The 20,396-nt window shown below is 37.3% G+C and carries 18 protein-coding genes; 8 read left to right on the top strand and 10 right to left on the bottom strand.

The window, feature by feature from the left end; translation table 11 throughout:
* The first annotated feature begins 358 nt into the window (after positions 1 to 358).
* The 3 genes from MTQ00_RS09000 to MTQ00_RS08990 all read left to right on the top strand — a co-directional run bounded on the left by MTQ00_RS09000 (position 359) and on the right by MTQ00_RS08990 (position 3,521).
* Complete coding sequence (locus MTQ00_RS09000; RefSeq protein WP_172279285.1) at positions 359 to 652, top strand: GNAT family N-acetyltransferase; 294 nt, start codon at positions 359 to 361, stop codon at positions 650 to 652.
* Positions 653 to 810: 158 nt separating this feature from the next.
* Positions 811 to 2,931 (top strand): type IA DNA topoisomerase, encoded by a 2,121-nt coding sequence (locus tag MTQ00_RS08995; protein ID WP_273648526.1) that lies wholly within the window; start codon positions 811 to 813, stop codon positions 2,929 to 2,931.
* A 167-nt stretch (positions 2,932 to 3,098) separates the two neighbouring features.
* Positions 3,099 to 3,521 carry a PaaI family thioesterase gene (locus tag MTQ00_RS08990; RefSeq protein WP_172279721.1) on the top strand — a complete coding sequence of 141 codons (423 nt, stop codon included), beginning with the start codon at positions 3,099 to 3,101 and terminating at the stop codon, positions 3,519 to 3,521.
* A gap of 3 nt (positions 3,522 to 3,524) precedes the next feature.
* On the opposite strand, the gene MTQ00_RS08985 is transcribed toward MTQ00_RS08990, so the two are convergent.
* The 3 genes from MTQ00_RS08985 to MTQ00_RS08975 all read right to left on the bottom strand — a co-directional run bounded on the left by MTQ00_RS08985 (position 3,525) and on the right by MTQ00_RS08975 (position 7,132).
* Positions 3,525 to 4,259: a hypothetical protein gene (locus MTQ00_RS08985; RefSeq protein ID WP_273648525.1), complete on the bottom strand. Its 735-nt coding sequence runs from the start codon at positions 4,257 to 4,259 to the stop codon at positions 3,525 to 3,527.
* Positions 4,260 to 4,342: 83 nt separating this feature from the next.
* The gene (locus MTQ00_RS08980; protein WP_273648524.1) at positions 4,343 to 5,689 is read right to left on the bottom strand and encodes an MFS transporter; all 1,347 of its coding nucleotides are present in this window, start codon (positions 5,687 to 5,689) and stop codon (positions 4,343 to 4,345) included.
* A gap of 6 nt (positions 5,690 to 5,695) precedes the next feature.
* Complete coding sequence (locus tag MTQ00_RS08975) at positions 5,696 to 7,132, bottom strand: mannitol dehydrogenase family protein (protein ID WP_273648523.1); 1,437 nt, start codon at positions 7,130 to 7,132, stop codon at positions 5,696 to 5,698.
* Positions 7,133 to 7,296: 164 nt separating this feature from the next.
* Between MTQ00_RS08975 and MTQ00_RS08970 the strand changes: the two genes are divergently transcribed.
* Positions 7,297 to 8,307, top strand: coding sequence for a LacI family DNA-binding transcriptional regulator (locus MTQ00_RS08970; protein ID WP_273648522.1), 1,011 nt, complete (start codon positions 7,297 to 7,299; stop codon positions 8,305 to 8,307).
* A 285-nt stretch (positions 8,308 to 8,592) separates the two neighbouring features.
* On the opposite strand, the gene MTQ00_RS08965 is transcribed toward MTQ00_RS08970, so the two are convergent.
* Positions 8,593 to 8,844, bottom strand: a complete 252-nt coding sequence (locus MTQ00_RS08965) for a hypothetical protein (RefSeq protein ID WP_172279275.1) — start codon at positions 8,842 to 8,844, stop codon at positions 8,593 to 8,595.
* Between the two features lie 224 nt (positions 8,845 to 9,068).
* Here MTQ00_RS08965 and MTQ00_RS08960 point away from each other — a divergent pair, with 224 nt between their 5' ends.
* The 3 genes from MTQ00_RS08960 to MTQ00_RS08950 all read left to right on the top strand — a co-directional run bounded on the left by MTQ00_RS08960 (position 9,069) and on the right by MTQ00_RS08950 (position 12,191).
* Positions 9,069 to 9,413 (top strand): phage holin family protein, encoded by a 345-nt coding sequence (locus MTQ00_RS08960; protein WP_172279273.1) that lies wholly within the window; start codon positions 9,069 to 9,071, stop codon positions 9,411 to 9,413.
* Positions 9,414 to 9,651: 238 nt separating this feature from the next.
* Positions 9,652 to 11,646, top strand: coding sequence for a S9 family peptidase (locus MTQ00_RS08955; protein ID WP_273648521.1), 1,995 nt, complete (start codon positions 9,652 to 9,654; stop codon positions 11,644 to 11,646).
* 53 nt (positions 11,647 to 11,699) lie between these two features.
* The gene (locus MTQ00_RS08950) at positions 11,700 to 12,191 is read left to right on the top strand and encodes a DNA-deoxyinosine glycosylase (protein ID WP_273648520.1); all 492 of its coding nucleotides are present in this window, start codon (positions 11,700 to 11,702) and stop codon (positions 12,189 to 12,191) included.
* 53 nt (positions 12,192 to 12,244) lie between these two features.
* On the opposite strand, the gene MTQ00_RS08945 is transcribed toward MTQ00_RS08950, so the two are convergent.
* The 6 genes from MTQ00_RS08945 to MTQ00_RS08920 form a co-directional block, all read right to left on the bottom strand.
* Entirely contained in the window at positions 12,245 to 13,279 is a 1,035-nt protein-coding gene (locus MTQ00_RS08945) for a phosphotransferase enzyme family protein (RefSeq protein WP_273648519.1), read from the bottom strand.
* Positions 13,270 to 14,181, bottom strand: a complete 912-nt coding sequence (locus tag MTQ00_RS08940) for a nucleotidyltransferase family protein (RefSeq protein ID WP_273648518.1) — start codon at positions 14,179 to 14,181, stop codon at positions 13,270 to 13,272. The genes MTQ00_RS08945 and MTQ00_RS08940 overlap by 10 nt, the downstream gene beginning before the upstream one ends.
* Positions 14,171 to 15,562: a Gfo/Idh/MocA family protein gene (locus tag MTQ00_RS08935; protein WP_273648517.1), complete on the bottom strand. Its 1,392-nt coding sequence runs from the start codon at positions 15,560 to 15,562 to the stop codon at positions 14,171 to 14,173. Before MTQ00_RS08935 ends, MTQ00_RS08940 begins: the two co-directional genes overlap by 11 nt.
* A 99-nt stretch (positions 15,563 to 15,661) precedes the next feature.
* On the bottom strand, positions 15,662 to 16,735 hold the full coding sequence (locus MTQ00_RS08930; protein WP_273648516.1) for a serine hydrolase domain-containing protein: 1,074 nt from the start codon (positions 16,733 to 16,735) through the stop codon (positions 15,662 to 15,664).
* 90 nt (positions 16,736 to 16,825) lie between these two features.
* Positions 16,826 to 18,361: a M61 family metallopeptidase gene (locus MTQ00_RS08925; RefSeq protein WP_273648514.1), complete on the bottom strand. Its 1,536-nt coding sequence runs from the start codon at positions 18,359 to 18,361 to the stop codon at positions 16,826 to 16,828.
* Between the two features lie 69 nt (positions 18,362 to 18,430).
* Positions 18,431 to 19,123 carry an AIM24 family protein gene (locus MTQ00_RS08920; protein WP_172279256.1) on the bottom strand — a complete coding sequence of 231 codons (693 nt, stop codon included), beginning with the start codon at positions 19,121 to 19,123 and terminating at the stop codon, positions 18,431 to 18,433.
* 178 nt (positions 19,124 to 19,301) lie between these two features.
* Between MTQ00_RS08920 and queA the strand changes: the two genes are divergently transcribed.
* A complete protein-coding gene (queA, locus tag MTQ00_RS08915) occupies positions 19,302 to 20,351 on the top strand; it encodes a tRNA preQ1(34) S-adenosylmethionine ribosyltransferase-isomerase QueA (RefSeq protein WP_172279254.1) in 1,050 nt (349 codons plus the stop codon).
* The last annotated feature ends 45 nt before the right edge of the window (positions 20,352 to 20,396 follow it).

Below are 20,396 nucleotides of genomic sequence, written 5' to 3'. Positions count from 1 at the left end.
GCGGGGCAATATGTAGGAGCGGATTCCCATATTTATCTTTGGTTTAAGTTACCGAACGTGTATTACTCCAGTTTTAAAGTGGATTCAATGCGTGTAGGAAACGGAACTCTTATTAAGGAAGGAGATCTGGAACTGATTGTAACAAATACTCCACAACTATAACCTTAATTCTAAATTCTATTAGAAGATAAACCCAATCCCTTTTAAACTTCGGTTTAAAAGGGATTTTTGATTTTGTAAACCCATTTGGAATACAATAAATATAAAATACAGAGAAGTTATCATAGGATATGACGTAGTACAAACAATCATTCTATCTTTACTTTATTAAATAGTAAAACAGATAAAAAATATAGAAATGGAAAGAACAGAAGTAATTATTAATACACACAACAGGGGAGAAGTTCAGTTATTTTCTGATGATCAGAAGATAGGAAAAATGGATATCTCAGTTATAGGACAAAAATTAACCGTTTATCATACAGAGGTAGATCCTGAACATGAAGGAAAAGGTTTTGCTAAAATACTATTGGAGAAACTTGTTTCTTATGCCAGGGAAAATAATTTGAAAATAGTTCCTCTATGTCCTTATGTTTTTGCGCAGTTCAAAAGACATCCGGAAGAATATAATGATGTCTGGTTGAAAGAATAAATATAATAATTGATTAAGCTTCCTGTGGGAGCTTTTTTTGTACTTTATAATGATCAGTTACCAATGTTTAATCTTTTCCCGGTATTGATTAGCTATAAGTTTTTTAAAGTCAAAAAAAATCCCGATTTTTGCAACCCTTTCAATAATCCCGAACATTCATGAAACTTTGTATTGCCGAGAAACCCAGTGTTGCCAGAGATATCGCCAAAGTTTTAGGTGCTACTACACCTAAACAGGGCTATATGGAAGGAAACGGCTATTGTGTAACCTGGACATTCGGACATTTATGTACGCTGAAAGAACCGCATGATTATGGTCCGCAGTACAAATCCTGGAATCTGTTTTTATTACCGATCATTCCCAATAACTTTGGAATAAAACTGATTCCGAATAAAGGAGTTGAAAATCAGTTTAAAGTAATTGAAAAACTGGTGGAAGAATGTGATGAGGTCATTAACTGCGGGGATGCCGGACAGGAAGGAGAATTGATCCAGCGTTGGGTATTGCAGAAGGCAAAGTGCAATAAGCCGATTCAACGATTATGGATTTCGTCCCTAACCGAAGATGCGATTAAAGAAGGATTTGCTAACCTGAAACCTGCGGAAGATTACAAAAATCTGTACCTGGCTGGAAATGCCAGAGCTATCGGAGACTGGTTGCTTGGTATTAATGCAACACGCTTATTTACGAAAAAATTCGGAGGGAATAAAGCCGTTCTTTCTATCGGCCGGGTACAAACTCCAACCCTTGCAATGTTGGTTCAGCGTCAGAAAGAAATTGACGCTTTTACCACAGAAGAGTATTGGGAACTTAAAACGAAATACCGCGATGTTATTTTCAATGCTGCGATTGATCGTTTAAAGACACTGGACCGAGCTGAAAAAGGATTGGAATATCTTAAAGTAAATCCCTTTGAAATCGTTTCATTTGAGATCAAAGAAGGAAAAGAAAAGAACCTGAGGCTTTTTGACCTTACGGGACTTCAGGTGGAAGCGAATAAAAAATACGGATATTCAGCCGAAAATACGCTTAATTATATTCAAAGCCTTTATGAAAAAAAACACGTGACTTATCCGCGTGTGGATACGACGTATCTATCTGAAAATTTATATCCTAAAATAGAAGGAATCCTTCGGAAAATGTACTTTTATCAGGATTTAATTGCTCCACTATTGGAAGCTCCTATACCGAAATCCAAAGCTGTTTTTGATGATTCGAAGGTAACGGATCACCATGCAATTATTCCCACCGAAGTTCCACCATCCCAGAACCTGAGCAGGGAGGAAAAGCTTATTTATGATCTGATCGCCAAGCGTTTCATTTCTGTTTTTTATCCCGAATGTAAAATTTCCAATACATTGGTAGAAGGAAAAGTGGGAACTATTCCTTTTAAAACAAGCGGAAGACAGGTTTTAGAGCCGGGATGGAGAGCTGTATATGCCAAAGAACCGAAAGAAGAGTCTTCAGATAAGGATAAAGAAAAAGAAGAAGAGCAAACCATTCCTGAATTTACAGTAGGAGAAACGGGGCCGCATGATCCAATAATCCATCAGGGAAAGACATCCCCTCCAAAACCATATACCGAAGCAACGTTGTTAAGGGCAATGGAAACTGCCGGAAAGCAGGTTGATGATGAAGAGCTGCGTGAAATGCTGAAAAACAACGGGATCGGAAGACCTTCTACCCGGGCCAATATCATAGAAACTCTTTTCAAACGAAAATATATTGAGAAGAAAAGAAAAAATCTTATTGCGACGCACACCGGAATTCAACTAATTGATACTATTGAAGATGAATTGCTGAAAAGCCCTGAACTTACAGGAGAGTGGGAGTTAAAGCTTAGGAAAATAGAAAGTGGTGAATATGAAGCCAATCAGTTTAAAGAAGAACTGATCCAGATGGTCTCTGAGCTTACAAGAAAAGTAGTGGACGGGAAAGGAAAAGTGATCACTTTACAGGAAGAAGAGAAAGTGGTTGAAAAGAAAAAACGCGAACCTGCTCCTAAAAAGGAACTTCAGTCTTTTGAGGAAACAAAATGCCCGAAATGCAAAGAACACAATCTGATTAAGGGGAAAACCGCAGTTGGATGTTCAGATTTTAAAAATTGTGGTTTTAAAATACCGTTTGAGCTCTTTGGAAAAAAGTTATCCGAAAAACAACTTCTGGATCTTATTCTTAAGGCAAAAACATCTAAATTAAAAGGTTTCAGTACGCATCCGGGTGCCCTTACGGAAGGTGTCCTGTCATTATCTGATGATTTTACGGTGCAACTAGGTTAACTCACATTATCATTGTGAACTGAAGTTTTTTTTGATTAATCACAAGAGGACAAGATCTTTCTGATCTTTGATTTTTGTGATTTGATATTTTATATGCGTTTACCTTAAAAAGTGCTGCTGGGATTTTCAATCCTTTTATTACATTTGTAAGAATCATATTTCAATCCATGACACCTGAGAAAAAACAACTGATCATAGACAGTTTCAACCGCTCCGAAACCTTAAAATTCTACAAAGCTGAGCTTCTTGAAGTAGAAACCGATTTCATATCCATTAAAATCCCAAAGATGGAAATGATGACCCGTAAGGCAGGAATGTTTAATGGGGCAATGATCGCTTCTCTGGTTGATGTTTCTTCGGGATATGCTGCGGTAAGCAATTATAAAGATGATTGTTACGTAGTGACCATAGAACTTAAGGTTAATTATTTAAGGCCTGCAATGGGAGATGCTTTGATTTCAAAATCATACGTAGTAAAAGGAGGCGGGAAGATCAGCGTGATCAGAACTGAAATTTATACAGTGGACGAAAACGGATCATCCGAAACTCATGTTGCTACATCATTGGTGACGATGATGAGACTTAAATAAGATTTAAAAAGAATAAGCCTGAACAGAAAACTGCAGGTAAGCATTATTTCCTACAGGATTAAACATTCCCCAGATTCCAACCGGAAGCTGATAACCCGCAATGGAAAATGTTTTGGTAATGATCAGACTGATCTCATTAAAACCTGCTTCTTGAGCAAAAAAGTTTCCTTTTTCACCTTTGGGATTATGTAAGGCAAAGGCATATCCGATCCTCCCTCGTACCGCGAGGTTTTCTTTTGTATAGAAAGGATATTCTGTTGAAACAAAAGAAGAATATTTATTGTGTGTATTGTCCCTATCCCTATCCCGGCCAAAGACTACCGTATTCCAGCTTAAGACTAAGGGTAGTTTCTCACTTATTGTATAATATGACCTGAAATCCCAGAAGCGCCCTGTTTCACTTGCATTGTAATTAAAAAATTCTTTGTTGTTATAAGTGGCACCAGGTGAAAAATTATAAATATCCCAGAGTTCCACCATAAGGTGCTTATTTTTGTATCCAATATAATTGTCAAACTCTTTATAGGAGCCATCTGCATTTCCTCCGGCCCAGAATCCTCCGTAAAAATTCTTACCATCTAAATGAACATCACCGGTATATATGAAACCTGAGGAAACTTCCTGACCTCGCCACAAATGACTGTTTCTGAGCTGCAATGCAGAATGCAGTTTCTGGCCATAAACCCATGAATTTCCAATGATGATGGAAATAATCATCAACTTTTTAATTTTAATCATAATGCTGAGTGTCTTTTTGATTACAACATTCCTGTCCGGTAAATGAATACCGGAAAAAAGGAATGTATAAAAGAAATGAATGGTTAGTTAATAATATCTTTCTCCCGGATCTTAGATCCGAAGAGTGCATAAGAAAGCATAAGCAGTTCACAGATGACCGTTAATATCCAGGTCCATCTCCATGAGCCGAAAAGATCAGCCAGTCCTCCTTGAAGTAAAGTAAATACCGCACCGCCAAATACAGCAGAAATGAATACACCGGATGCTTTTGAGGTATATTTATTCAGACCCTTTATAGAAAGTGTATAAATACAGCTCCACATAGAAGAATGTAAAAGCCCGATGGCAACAAGGAACCAAAGGTTCTGGGTGATCATTGAAGTAATCGCCAGGATGGTAGCAAGAACTGTTGTCGTTGCAAGCTGTGTTCTCGCTGAGATCTTATTGAAAAAACTAGAAATAGATCTTCCAACAAGGAAGCCTCCCCAATATAAAGTAGATAATAATGCATGAATTCCAAGGTCCATTCCGCCGATAATAATATCCGTTTTTCCGAAGAAAGTGATCGGCTTTCCCGATTCCATAAGCTCAAAAGCATTCAGGTTGATATTGGCTCCGATGGCAACTTCGGTTCCTACATAAAAGAAAATGGCAACCACACCCAAAGCAAAATGGCGGAATGACCAGATGCTTCTTTCCAGTTTTTCTCCTGCAACGGCTCTCGTATTTTCAATATCAGGAAGATGCAGTCTCTTGGTGATAGCCATCACCGTAACAATACAGATGATCAGTACAGAGAGAGGTAGTAGCAGCTGTTTTATTTCAATATTTTCAATGGAGATACCACTGAACATCACGATGGTCACAAAGAAAGGTGCTGAGGTCGTACCAATAGAATTGATGGCTGTTAAAATATTCAGTCGTTGTACGGGCTGTGTCCCCTTTAAAGGATAAGAGGCAGCATAAGGATTTACCACCACCTGAATAATTGCTGCAGAAGTTCCCATTAAATAAGATCCGGCTACAAAAATGATAAACCCAAAGGGAATAATGGCATCACCGATCCTGAAATCCACCGAAGGAAACTGATAACCCACCCACGAAGAACATAAATACATCATCAATCCGGAGATCATAAAAAACAAACCTCTTAGGATCGTATTTTTATATCCAAAGGCATTGACCCATTTGCTTCCTAAAGTGCCGTTTAACAAATATCCTAAAAAGAAAAAGAAAGAAATGAGCGTGGTGAAGGTGTTTTTCAGACCTCCCGCATGAGCCAGAAAAGTAAATTTTAAAGGAGCCTGCAACTGTTCATTAACAGTTGTCAGAAAACCAACGATAAAATAAATGAAAGTAATAATAGCAAAAGGAAGGATACTGCTGTCAGACTTTATTTTCAAAGCTTTTATTTCGGAATTTGTTTGCATAATACTTTAGTTTACAATAGTTTCTAAAACAGGTGCGATCCCCTGATTTTTAATATCATCAACAAACTGTAAGTACAGACCGGTAAATGCATTTACCTCTCTCAAATCGATGCTTTTAAAGGCAGAAAGATCTAAAAAATCAATGGGGTTATCACTTTGGATTAAAATTTCATCTTCCGAAGCCAGCCATGGCTCGCCAATTTCATATGTAAAACCTTTATCGTCTGTCTTGTATTTCAAATAATGCCTGTAAGAAGCTATAAGAAATGCCGGACGCATAAGATCTTTTCCATCACTGATTATTTTTGCGAGATTGGGCATAATATATACCGGAAATTTAGAAACACCGTCAAAGCATAATCTGCTCACCTGGTCACTTACGCTATGATTGGAAAACCTTTCTATCAGTGTACGTTTGTAAAGATCTAAATCAGTATCGGCAGGTGCCGGAACATATGGTGTAATATCTATATTCATAAAATCCCTGATTAGCTTTACAATACTTTGATCCTGCATGGCCTCATCTACCTTGCGGTAGCCTTTTAAGAAAGAAGGGTAGGATAATAGGGTGTGCGAAGCATTCAGGAGACTGAGTTTCATGTTTTCAAAAGCAGTGACGTCATTCGTGAATTCTACGCCGGATTTTTCCCATTCAGGTCTTCCTGCGATAAATTGATCTTCTATCACCCATTGGATGAAATCTTCACAATAAACGGGGGCTTTATCATTCCAGCCGCTTTTTTCATTAAGCCTTTCAATATCTTTGGCTGTGGTAGCAGGTGTAATTCTGTCCACCATACTGTTCGGAAATGTAACGTGGGATTTGATCCAGTTTCCAAGATCTTTATCCTGAGATTCTATAAAACTGGTGAATGCCCTTTTTGCGGTATTGCCATTATGCTGAAGATTATCACAAGACAGGATCGTGATACTTCCGGCTCCATTTTTTTTACGCAATCGCAGACCTTCTGCTATAAATCCAAAAACCGTTTCAGGAGTACCCGGATTCATTAAATCGTTTTGTATGTGGCTGTCGTTCAGATTAAACTCATTCGTTTCTTTATTGAGATTATATCCTCCTTCCGTAATGGTAAGACTGATGATCTTTATCGCCGGATCAGCGATTTTAGCAATTACTGCCTGGGGATCTTCTACTCCCCATATCAACTCTGTGAGTGAACCTATGGTATAGATTTCATCTTTTCCATCCCTTCCACAAACCGTAAGGGTATAGTCCAGATTTTGGGATCTTAAATCACGTACTATTTTTTCATCAGAAGGAAGTAAGGCAATTCCGCAGATTCCCCATTGCTGTTGACTTTTGTCTCCCAGCAGAAGGTGGGTGTAATACTGCTGATGAGCCCTGTGGAAATTTCCGACACCAATATGTACAATGCCGGTTTTAATATTTTCACGGTTATAGGGATAAGAATTGGGAGTCATATATTATAGTTTTTAATTGAATGTTAATCGTTTGCTAAACTTATATTAATAAATCTATTGCGCGGTATTTTTTGTTATGAAATTGATAATGGGAACGTTCCCAGAATTTGGGAACGTTCCCATTTGCTTATTTTTTTGTTATTTTTGATAAAAAAGAGTCCCTGATGAAGCGTGTAACCATTAAAGATTTGTCGAAATTTTTGTCATTATCTACCTCTACCATCTCAAGAGCACTGCTTAATGATAAAAATATCAACCCGGAAACTAAGAAGAGGGTATTGGAAGCAGCAACGAAATTGGGCTATAAACCCAATGCAACAGCTTTGAATTTAAAGTATGGGAAATCCAAAAATATTGGATTGGTGGTACCGGAAATGATCACACCATTTTCTTCAAAAGTTCTGAAGGGGATTCAGAATATTTTGGATCCGTTAGGGTATCGTGTTATCATAACACAATCGGATGAAAATCCATTGATAGAAAGAGAGAATCTTAAGCTTTTAGAAGAATTTAATGTGGACGGGATCATTATTAATCTTTGTCATGAAAGTCTTAATGAAGAAGTTTACAAAAAGCTGATCAATAATGATATTCCCATGGTATTTTTTGACAGGATACCCGGGAAATCAATACAGGCTTCGCGGGTGATCGTAGATGATCAGATCAAAGCATCATTAGTAGTGGAGCATCTGATTAATACGGGACGAAAAAGGATCGCACACATTATGGGGCCTTTAACGATAAGGAACGTAACTGAAAGAGTGAACGGATACAAGCGTATTATGGAGAAATATAGTCTTACTGATCCTGATCTGATTGTTTCTACAGAGGGAATGACTTTTGAAGATGGCAGAAAGGCAGTACAGGAACTATTAAACAGAAACATCCATTTCGACAGTATTTTTGCCTTTTCCGATACATTAGCTATTGGTGCAATGAATTATCTTCATGAGCAGAATATAAAAATTCCTGAAGAGATAGCGATTGCAAGTTTTTCAGGAACAGAACTAGCAACTATTGTGCATCCGCAGCTGACAACAGTACAGCAGCCATTAGAAAAAATGGGAGAAACCGCTGCCCGTCTCGTGCTGGAAAAAATACAAAATGCGTCATCACCGGATCAGACGGTTATTATGGAAACCGAATTGATTTACAGGGCATCCACCGTTATTTAAATCTACTCGCTTTGGTCAAGCACAAGAATAAGAGATAAAATAAAAACCACAGAAAGAGCACTAATGACCAACAGATTAACCTGCACTATCATTGATATGATTAATAGTAGGATAGAAGCAAGCATAATATATCTGAAATAATGGGTGTATTCTTTTTTCATATAAGATTATTAGCTGTTATAAAATTAAAAAAAAGACACGTAACTTTTACTTCAGCCGTCTTACTTGCCAAAAAAACAAATGCCTAAGGATACCTTAGGCAATTTGTCCATTTAAAAAAAATGATTAATCATAATTCTCTTCAATCCATCTAAGGCATTCCTGGTAATAGCGGTTTTGCTCATCAGATTGTAGATAAGGTGCATTAATAAATGCGTTGTCTGCAATTTTTTGCATAATTTTTTCAAGGCTCCGTCCATTAAAGTCCACTCTTGTTTTTTGAATATTGGAATACTTCAGGTGATCCTTGTGAATATGCCAGGATGAATCTTTTCCTGCATCAACTCTGGTGAGATTGGTTGTGTGTGTTGCGTCCATGATCATAATTTTTAAGGGGTTTGCAGACTTAAAATTCAGGAATAAAAAGATCATAACCCAAAGGGAAAATACCCATTTTTGAAAAATCAGTGTTTTCCCTTATTGTATTGAAAATATAAACTTTAGCAATTCATGATGGATAAAGACTTTTATTAATCATTCAAACCGAGATCCGATGGAATGAGTTTTGATACTTGTATACAAACTATTAAAAATATTAACATATGAACTTAATTATCCGTTTACTGATTACTGCGCTTGTTGCGTTTCTTTTAACGAAAATTTTACCGGGAGTACATTTTGAAGGCTTTTCATCTGCGATTATTTTCGCGATTGTTTTGGGACTTTTGAATTTAATTGTAAAACCTGTTTTAAGTCTTTTGGGACTTCCTTTAACGATCATCACCCTAGGATTATTTGCTTTAGTCATTAATGCATTGATCATCCTTCTGGCAGATTATTTCATAGACAGTATGGTTGTAGATGGATTCTGGTGGGCATTCATTTTTAGTATCGCCTTATCATTGATCACTTCACTGGCCAATTCTATGTTCTCAGATGGGGACTAAGCTTACAGAAGTATAGCATAACAATATAAATCCGTCAGTTGAGCTGGCGGATTTTTTATTGGGTCCATCAAAAAGGATATAAATAACATAAATAGCAACTGTACAAGCGTCTTATCATCAAATGTATCACAGGTAAATCAATTCATCACTTTAACAAAAAACAAGATAATTGTTAATTCCTTCGCATATTTTTATTTTAAGTACTAAATTTGGCAATCTTTGAATTAAAAAGCAATTTATGAAACTTAAGTACAGCCTGCTGGCTTTAGCAGCCCCACTTTTAATGAATGCACAACAGTTAATGACGCCTGAAATTCTTTGGACTTTGAAAAAAGTGGGAGTACAGGCAGTTTCACCTGATCAGTCTTCACTTATTTATAAAGTAGGACAAGTAGATCTGAAAACAGAGAAAACGAAAAACGAAAACTATTTCCTTAATGTTATCAATAATCAGTCTTCAAAATTAGACTTAGGTAAAAAAGCTCTTATTCAGTGGGATAAGAATGGAATTTACGCACAGGAAGGAGATAAGATATTCCTTTCTAAAGATAACGGAAAAACCTGGACGGAGTTTTATACCATCGGTGAGGTTGATAATATTGTAATTTCCCCTGATGGAAAGAAAATCGCTTTCAGCAAGCAGGTTTTAGTGGAGAAGGTAATGGGGAAAGATAAATACAGCGATACTCCTAAAACAACAGCACAGGTGTATACTGACTTGAACCACAGACACTGGGATTATTTCAATGAGGGAAAATACAATCATGTTTTTGTAGTAAATACTTCAGATAAAGTGGAATCATCAAGAGACTTACTGGAAGGAAAGACATGGGATTCTCCGCAGAGGCCGTTTGGTGGAGCTGAGGATTTCATCTGGAGTCCTGATTCTTCTCAGCTTTTGTATGTTACCAAGCCTAAAAGCGGGAAAGAGTATGCTACAAGTACAAATACGGATATTTTTGCTTATGATCTTGCTTCCGGTGCTACAAAGAACCTTACAGAATCAAATAAAGGCTACGATGTCAATCCTAAATTCAGTCCGGATGGAAAATCACTGGTATGGCAGAGCATGGAAAGAGATGGCTATGAAGCGGATAAAAATGATGTGAAAATCATGGACTGGAAGTCCGGAAAAACAGAGAACCTAACAAAAGGCTGGGACGAAAGTGTTTCCGGTGATGTTTTCTGGAGTGGTGATTCCAAAACCATCTATTTTACAGCGGCATTCAGAGGAACAAAACAATTGTTTTCCTTAGATCCTAAAAATGCAAAGGTTCAACAGATCACAAAAGGAGATTTTGATGTAAATGAAATCTTTGCTGATAATAAAAACACCTTATTGGTAGGCAGAACCGATGTCAACCATGCTACAGATTTATTTTCTGTAAACATTAAAAACGGTGAAATGAAACAGGTTACGGAAGCCAATAAAGATACTTATTCCAAACTGGCTCAAGGGAAATCTGAACTAAAAATGGTGAAAACATCGGATGGAAAAGAAATGGGAGTATGGTTCCATTATCCGCCGAATTTTGATCCGAATAAAAAATATCCTACTTTGGTATATTGCCAGGGTGGACCTCAATCTGCATTGACTCAGTTTTTCAGTGTACGATGGAATTTTGCTCTTATGACGGCTAACGGATACATTGTAGTTGCGCCGAACCGTAGAGGAATGCCGGGCTGGGGAACAAAGTGGAATGAAGAAATCTCTAAAGACTGGGGTGGACAACCTATGAGGGATTATCTTGCCGCTACAGATTATGCTAAGACATTACCTTATGTGGACGGACAAAGAGTAGCTGCAGTAGGAGCAAGTTATGGAGGATACAGTGTATTTATGCTTGCGGGGATTCACGATAACAGATTCAAGACCTTTATTGCTCACGACGGGCTATTTGATATGAAATCATGGTATCTGACCACTGAAGAGCTCTGGTTTGCCAACTGGGATTTAGGGTCTCCATGGGAGAAGCCGCTTCCAAAAGCTTATACAGAATTTAACCCTAGCAATTTTGTTGAAAAATGGAATAAGCCGATCATGATTGTCCAAGGAGGAATAGATTACCGTGTGCCTTATGAGCAAGGACAAGAGGCTTTCCAGGCAGCAAAATTAAGAGGCCTTAAAACAAAATTAGTGTATTTCCCGAACGAAAACCACTGGGTGCTTCACCCGCAAAATGGTTTGGTATGGCAAAGAGAATTCTTTGACTGGTTAAAAGAAACTTTATAACAAACAATAAAAACGAAAACGGGCTTTTGGCCCGTTTTTTTTATATTTGAATTATGCAAAACCGTATTTCTTCATTTCCTCCTATTATTGATGTCCATTCCAGAATTTTAATTTTAGGTTCTATTCCCGGGGTCAAATCATTGGAAAAACAACAATATTATGCACATCCTCAAAATAAATTCTGGAAGATTATTTTTGAGCTGCTTCATGAAAAATTTACGGAAGATTATACAGTAAGGATTGAAACATTGAAGAAACATCACATCGCACTTTGGGATGTGATTGATTCCTGTGAGCGAAAAGGAAGTCTTGATTCGGAGATCAGAAATGAAGAAGCCAATCAGATTGAAGAACTTTTAGAACAATATCCGAATATCACTGCCATATTTTGTAATGGAGGAAAATCTTATAAAAACCTACAGAAAGTTTTAGGAAAAAGTTATCGGCTTCCTGTGATTCTGCTGCCTTCGACAAGCCCGCTGCATACCATTTCGTTGGAAAAGAAATTAGAAGGATGGTCAAAGATCATGGAATTTCTAAAATAACCTCCTTCCTTATTTCCTTTATGCTCCAGCAACATCATCATAAGATGTGCACTTTAATCTACTTTTAAATAACTGCGTAAACCCCTGAGAAGCTCCAGCTGGTTCTTCGTACGGTCGAGATTATGCTCCGGATAGGTTGTAGAATAATAAGTGCTTCCATTTAAATAATCTGTAAGAAAACGAAGCCCCTGAATGTAGATAGCCACCTGTGCGGAATAATCAAGATTTTCAAACTCGTCTGGAGTCAATAGATCCTTAAGATGAAATAGAAAGCCCTCTTTTACCGATTCGAAAATTTCTGAATTGAAATTATTTTGAGCTGTTCCATCATCTTCATTAGTGGTATTGGTGTATGATTGGATCATGGTTCCAAAATCATAGAGAATAGTAGAAGTCATGATTGTGTCCAGGTCAATTATAGCCATCGGGTCATGGTTCTGATCAAAAAGAATATTACTGATTTTCGCATCTGCATGAACAATTCTTTTAGGAAGTTGGCCATTATTTTGCATTTTGATCCATTGATCAGGTAACCACAACAATTGGTTCATCATTTCTATTTCAGCTTTTGCATTTTCTTTTAAAGAAGATGATCCGCTTTCTAATGAAATTTTATAGTCGGTAAGTCTCTTTTCAAAATTGAGAAAATCGGGTAGTGGATCTTCAATGATGGGAAGACTTTGCGTGTTAATGATGCTAAGAAAATAACCCACAGCCCTTGCTGCCTTGGAAGCTGTTTCTGCTGAAGGAACAGTAAGAAAGGTAATGCTGTTATCAATGAAGCTGGTCATTCGCCATGAATCTCCATTTCCATCCCTGATTAAAAACTCCTCTGAAGACGAAGCAATCGGTTGTGTCATTTTGAAATGATATTGACCCTCTTTAAGAATCTTATTTATTTTCAAATGATTGTTGATAACCTGCTCCGGCCTTTTAAAGACTTGTGTATTAATCTTCTGTAAAATATACTTTTCCCGGTTTTGATTATTTTCTACACAATAGGTAGTATTGATCAAACCGTTATTGATCTGAGTAACTGTACAGTTGTCAGTGCCTATAAATTTTGAGATAATATTCTTCAGCTCCATAGATCTTCAGGGTATCGCTGGTTTTGGATTTCTTTTTCAAGGTAACTTTTTAGAATAATTTTATCATCGGGATAGGTCATTCCCAACCAATGAGATGGCGAGGTTCTGACTGCAATTTTGATTGTATTCTCCTCGTTCATTTTCTGCAGAGCAGTAGGAATATAAAATTCTTCTTTGGGTTGTGGATTGGATGTAATAAAATCCTTAAAATAGATTTCTAATGAATCGAATATAATGGGATGGAAAATAAAATAATTCATAGAAACCAAAGTATCTGGTGCTACTTCTATGTCTTTCCCGTTTTCATCGGTATAGACAATAGTATTATTTTCTTTTCGGATGGAAGTCTGCTCTTCTACTTTTAGCAAAAAATGATCATCATCCACCGTGCAAATACCTCTGGCTACCGTACCATTGTTACTTAACGTGGTAGAAAGCGGATAGGCAATGAGTTCAAATTGGGAATCAGAAACATTTTGATTGTCGATTTCACTCGATGCTAACTGATAAACTTCTTTACCGTAAAAATCGTCTGCATTGATCATTACAAAAGGTTCACTAATATATTCTTTTGCACAAAGTACGGCATGGCCTGTTCCCCAAGGTTTTTCCCGGGACGAATAATCATACCCTGAAGGAATGTATTTATCCATATCCTGATAGACCCATTGCAACTCAAAGTTGTTGGTTTTGGAAATGTTTTCCAGCCTTTCTATATAGCTTTCAGGGATGAAACGATTAATAATAATCACAATTTTATTGAAGCCGACCATTAGAGCATCATAAATAGAATATTCCAGAATAGGAGAGCCATTGCCCAATATTCCATCTACTTGTTTAAGGCCTTTATAGCGGGTGCCTAAGCCTCCGGCTACTATGAGAAGTGTTTTTTTAGAATTCATCTGTCATTCCGAATATAGGTTTACGATTTTTCCATTGTCCTTTTGTGAAATCAGGGATCTCAACAACCTGTCCTCCTTTAGCAATTGATTTTTCGCTGAGCGGTGTGATTGCATACCAGGTGGCAAGATCATATACATCCATAGGGAATTCTATATTACGTTTTATACATTCAATAAAGGTGTTCATAACGAAAAAGTCCATTCCACCATGTCCTGCGCCAGTTGCTTTGCTTTCAAATTTCTTCCATATCGGATGGTCGTAATCTTTGATCCATTTCTCGGTATTATCCCATTTATGGGTGTGATTCATTATCTTTTCAAAATAAATATGTCCCTGATCTGCGCCTCCTGATCCGAAGTCCTGCCAGATTCCGTCAGTTCCCTGCACTCTGAATCCAAGATCATAAGGTCTCTGTAAGCTGGTATCGTGTGTCAGAAGAATAGTTTCTCCGTTAGCACAAGCTATTTGTGTCGTAACGATATCACCCTGGTTAAACTTCACTTTGGCATTAGGATGGTTGGCTCCACCTTTCGGATGTTCCACAATATACTGATGCAAGCCGAGGGATTTTGAAGAAAATGAAGATAAGCGTGTTAATCGGTTTCCACGATTAATATCCATCATAACGGAAACCGGACCAAGGCCGTGGGTAGGATAAAGTTCTCCATTTCTTTTTACATAATGTTCCGTTCTCCATTTTGCTTCGCTAAAACCCTTTTCCCCGAATTCGGCTCCGGAATTGTAAGGCGTAACACCGTCATTAAATAAAACCCCGCGAAGATCATGCTGATAACCTCCTCTTCCGTGGACCAATTCTCCAAACATTCCTTTACGGACCATATTCAGGATAGCCATGATATCTCTACGGTAACATACGTTCTCCATCATAAAAATGGGAACTTTTGTTTCCTCATAAGTTTTTACGAATTCCCAGCAGTCATCCAGTTTAATGGCACCGGATACTTCCATTCCAACAATTTTCTTAGCCTTCATCGCTTCAACTCCCTGTGTAAGGTGCCATTCCCACGGAGTAGCGATAACAACCGCATCGATGTTGCCAAGTTTCAGGAGATTTCTGTAATCATATTCTCCATTTGAAAATTCACGGGCTTCCGGTTTACCATTGCTTTTTAAGATTTTCTGGCTGGCAGATAACATAATTGGACTAGGGTCTGCAAAAGCAACGATCTCAACATCGTCCCTTTTAGCCAATAGCTTTACATGTTCCTGTCCCCGTAATCCGACTCCTATAAAACCAACTCTTACTTTTTTATCAGATACAAAACCTTTTGAATAGGCAAATAAAGAATGAGGTAAAACAAGTGCTCCGAATGAAGCTAATGCAGTTGTTTTGATGAAGTCTCTACGTGAATTATCCATAAATGATATTTTTGATTAAATATGTTATTTAAATTTAAAGATATTAAAATATCAATAACCAGTGAATCATTTTACTCTTAAAATTGATTTTATTTTTATTTATTGTCCGTAATATGCACTTATTAGCCTCTCTCTCATTTTGTTGAGGTAGTTGATGTTTTTGGTATTGGACAGAATAATCACCGTCAGGTTTTTTTCAGGTAAATGCACCCAGTTCGCACTATGTCCGTAACCTTCACCCTGACGTTCTACAAATAGGGTAGTCATATTTCCGAATTTTTTAGGATAAACCCAAAAGCTAAAAGCAGTATCCCCAAGCTCCTTATAAGGAGTAAGCATGGTGTCTACAGTTGATTTTTTTAATAAAACATGATTGAAAACGGCCTGGTCAAAGGTTAAAAGATCTTTGGGAGTGGAGTATATGCCCCCGGCCGTATAAAAATTGTCGATATAGGTGTTGGTTGGGATATGAAGAGCAAATGGGTCCGAATCTGTTTCCGAATATCCGTCATCTATATTCTGGATAATATCATTGTGGTGCAAAAGACCTGTATTATTCATTTTAAGAGGAACCAGGATCTGCTCTTTCAGAACTTCTTCAAAAGATTTACCATATATATTTTCAATAATTTTTCCAAGCAGGATATAATCACCATTGTTATAGCTGAATTTTGTTCCGGGTTTATCGATCAGTTTTTCAGAGAGAAAGGTTTTGATAAAATCATCCAGGTTCCAAATTGTATTGTCATATGCCTCGTGAATGAGTTCCGGAGAACTGATGTCCTTATTAAATCTCCCGCTGCTATAGGTTAGAAGGTTTCTTACGCTTGCTTTTTTAGCGGCTTCCCCTTTGTAATCCGGAAGATAAGTTGCAATGGGAGCGTCCAGGTTGATTTTACCTCTTTCATATAGCTGCATGATCAGGACTGCAGTAAATGACTTGGTGAGAGAAAATATATGAAATCTGGTTTCGTCTGAAAAGCTGATGTTATAATGTCTGTTGGATAATCCTTTATACGAAAGTAATTCGGTCCTGCCATTCTGGGCAATCAGAACTGCTCCGTTGAAATTATCATTCTTCACACTGGAATCAATTACTTTTTCCACATTTGAAATTTGAGAATAGACCACATTTATTGCTAATAAAAGAAATGTGGTAAAGGTTTTTTTCATAGTAAACAGTTTTAATAAAGAACAATTTTTGAAACTCAATATTTTTAATCCATGAGGAAAAGTATTTTCAGTGAGCTACCTACATACAACTTATTGGCCGATCCAGGCTTTTCTCAATGCAATTTGCTTCGGATCAGGATGAGCTAAGGCGGTAACCTTTCCCGTAGTGTCATCATAGGCAAAACCGGCTTTGGCAAGGTATTCTTTTAAGGGAAGTGGTTTTGTTCCTTCTACATAATCCCTGAAAAAATCCCGGATTTCCGGAAAAGTCATTTTTGTAATTTCATCAAATAAATCATTGTCATTGAAATAGCGATCCTCTCCATATTTTTGCATAAGGCGTTGCATCAGATCCTGGGTTCCCGTTTTTCCACCCGAAAGCTCACGCAATCTGATGTCCAGGCATAACCCGATTAATGGGCCTTTCTGATAAACGTTCATGTACTGGTCCTGTTTTTCCATAGCGTTTTTACTCAGATCGGTAAAGGACAAATGAGGATCAAACTCCTTCATACCGGCTATCTTTTCTTCCAGCTTTTTTTCGAATTCAGGAATACCGATCATCTTTTGCTTTATGGGCATGTGTATCGTTGCGTATTCCGTCATACCTTCATACAGCCAGAGATGTTTCGACATCGAAGGATTTAAGAAACCATAATGCTGGATTTCTCCTGAATGAATATGAAGCGGAGTGATAATGTGGAAAAACTCATGGGAGGCAACCCTGTCCAATGCATCCGGCAGATAGCCGATATTCCCGGAAAGATAAAGACATACGGTCGACCTGGAGTGTTCGAGGCCATCTCCCATAAACCCTTTTTTATCTGAAGATTCGTAATAAATCAGAAAAGCATACTTTTCGACAGGCAATTTTCCACCCAGGTAGGCCTGTTGATTTTCTAAAATCGTCTTTATATGATCTGCTATTTTTTTGGAATAATGCCGTTCCTTTTTATTGTAAAATGATACAAGCACCTCAGTGGTACCTATTTTTAACCAGGTCGTATCAGGAACGCAATACAGTACAGGAGAATCTACGAGGCTTCTGTAATCTTTTGCCCGGACGATGTCTGTACTGTCATTTTTTCTTTCATAATCCAACGCAGAAGAAGCATAAAAATCTTTATTTTTCTTAATGCTGATTTCATATGGTTTATCCTTTATTTCCTCAAAGTAACCTACCAATGAATTATAATTGATCACAAAAACACTGTCTTTTTTAAAAGTACTTCCTGCTGACTTTGCTCCTTCTGTATGCTCCTTTAGGGAATCCCAGCCATCGGCAACACGATAGGATATCTTTTTTACATGCCTGAGATCGTGGATTAACCAGCTGTTGGTATCTAAGCGTTCCGTAACCACTTTTTTCCCTTTTTTATCGATTGCTGTAACATCGGAAACATATTGCCCGAAATTCAGGGGCTGATAAAATCCGGGAACGAGTTTGGGTATAATAAACTTACCTTTTTCCAGCTTATTTTTGGGTGGAGTAAAAGAAACCGTCACCTGGTCATTATCCGTATGAATAAGATCGATATTGTATTGATAGTTTTTCTTTGACGATTGGGCAGTTGCCAAATTGGGAAGAAGAATCAGTGCAAAAAATATTTTTAAAAGATTTTTCATTTTATTTTCGGCTTTAAAGCTTAATAAAAATATGAAGTTAATTTTGTTAATAGCCCATTATAGGTATTATTATTTTTCTATTGCATATACTTCTTCATAGGGCTGGATAAGAACCCATCCGTTTCCTGAAAACTTCATCTGAAATTCTTCACCACTTCCTCTACCCATAAGGCTTTTAAAAGAAACATTCGTTTTAAGTTCAGGAGTTAAGTTCCCGGACCATGCAACTGTGGCATTAGGATCTGTGAAAACAGGGTTTTCAGGAGTTACCATAAGCGTTAAAGGTTCTCCGTGGGTTGTAATAGCCACATGTCCCGTTCCGGAAAGTTTTACCTGAAATAATCCGCCCGACAGCATTCCTGCAATACTTTTAAGCATGGTAATATCACTTTTTATACTTTGTTCATGGGCCAGGACATCGTTGCCGTTCACACACAATGCTTCATTATTCAGGTAAAGGATACGTACTTTTTTTCCTGAATCAGCCACATACAGTTTTCCTGTGCCTTCTGCCTTCATTAATCTCGTACCTTCACCACTGATTGCTTTTTTCAGAAGATTTCCGATACCTCCTGCAAGCATGCCTTGCCTTTCAAAATTTATATTTCCGATGTAGCCCACCATACTTCCCCTTTTAGTCCAAACCGATTGATTGGTAAGGTTTATCTCTAAAAGCTGAGGCTTTTCAAGTTCAAAATAGTCCCGCTCTTCAGGATTTTCTTTGGTTTCTTTAATGAATGATTCTAACGAATATTTGCTCATAATTAATCAATTTTGTGCGACCAAATTACATCTTTTTCAGACCAAAATACATAGTAATTATTAACCATTTGACAGCTTTATCAAATAAAGCTTGACAAAGGGGTGTTCAATGTCGTATATTTGCACACCGAAAATTACACCAGTAATTTCAATAATTTTTAAACCGTAATTTAAAAAAATGAAAACATCCGATTTTAATTTTGACCTTCCTGATGAACTATTGGCAGAACACCCGTCCGAGCATAGAGATGATGCTAGACTTATGGTTCTTAACAGAAAAACCGAAACTATAGAACACAAGTTGTTTAAAGATGTAGTGGATTATTTCGATGAGAAGGACTTGTTTATTTTCAATAATACTAAAGTTTTCCCTGCGCGTCTTTATGGAAATAAAGAAAAGACAGGTGCTAAGATTGAGGTATTCCTTTTAAGAGAGCTTGATAAAGAAACACGTGTTTGGGACGTATTGGTAGATCCTGCAAGAAAAATCAGAATTGGAAACAAATTGTTCTTTACAGAAGATGAATCTTTGGTAGCTGAGGTTATCGATAATACCACTTCAAGAGGAAGAACTTTAAGATTCTTATTCGATGGTTCTTATGAAGAGTTCAGAACAAAATTAAAAGAATTAGGAGAAACTCCGCTTCCAAAATATATCAAAAGAGCTGTAGAGCCTGAAGATGCTGAAAGATACCAGACGATCTATGCAAAAGTAGAAGGAGCAGTAGCAGCACCGACTGCAGGATTACACTTCTCCAAACATCTGATGAAGAGATTGGAGATCAAAGGAATCGATTTTGCAGAAGTAACTCTTCACGTAGGTCTGGGAACATTTAATCCGATCGAGGTTGAAGATCTTTCCAAGCACAAAATGGAATCTGAAGAAATCATCATTGATGAGAAAAATGCTGCAATCATCAACAGGGCAGTAGAAGGACACAGAAGAGTATGTGCTGTAGGAACTACAACAATGAGAGCATTGGAAACTTCTGTTTCTTCCAACAAAAAAATCTCTGCATTCAACGGTTGGACAAATAAATTCATCTATCCGCCTCATGAATTCGGAGTAGCCAACTCAATGATTACAAACTTCCACACTCCAAAATCTACATTAATTATGATGATTGCGGCATTTGCTGGAAGAGATTTTGTAATGCATGCATATGAAGAAGCCGTAAAAGAAAAGTATAAGTTCTATTCTTACGGGGACGCAATGCTTATTTTATAATAATTTTAAATGATAGATTGTAAATTTTAGATTAAGTCCTAACTT

The sequence above is a fragment of the Chryseobacterium sp. B21-037 genome, assembly GCF_028570785.1.
GTDB classification, from domain to species: domain Bacteria; phylum Bacteroidota; class Bacteroidia; order Flavobacteriales; family Weeksellaceae; genus Chryseobacterium; species Chryseobacterium proteolyticum.
This window is presented reverse-complemented; position numbering and strand designations above follow the sequence as displayed.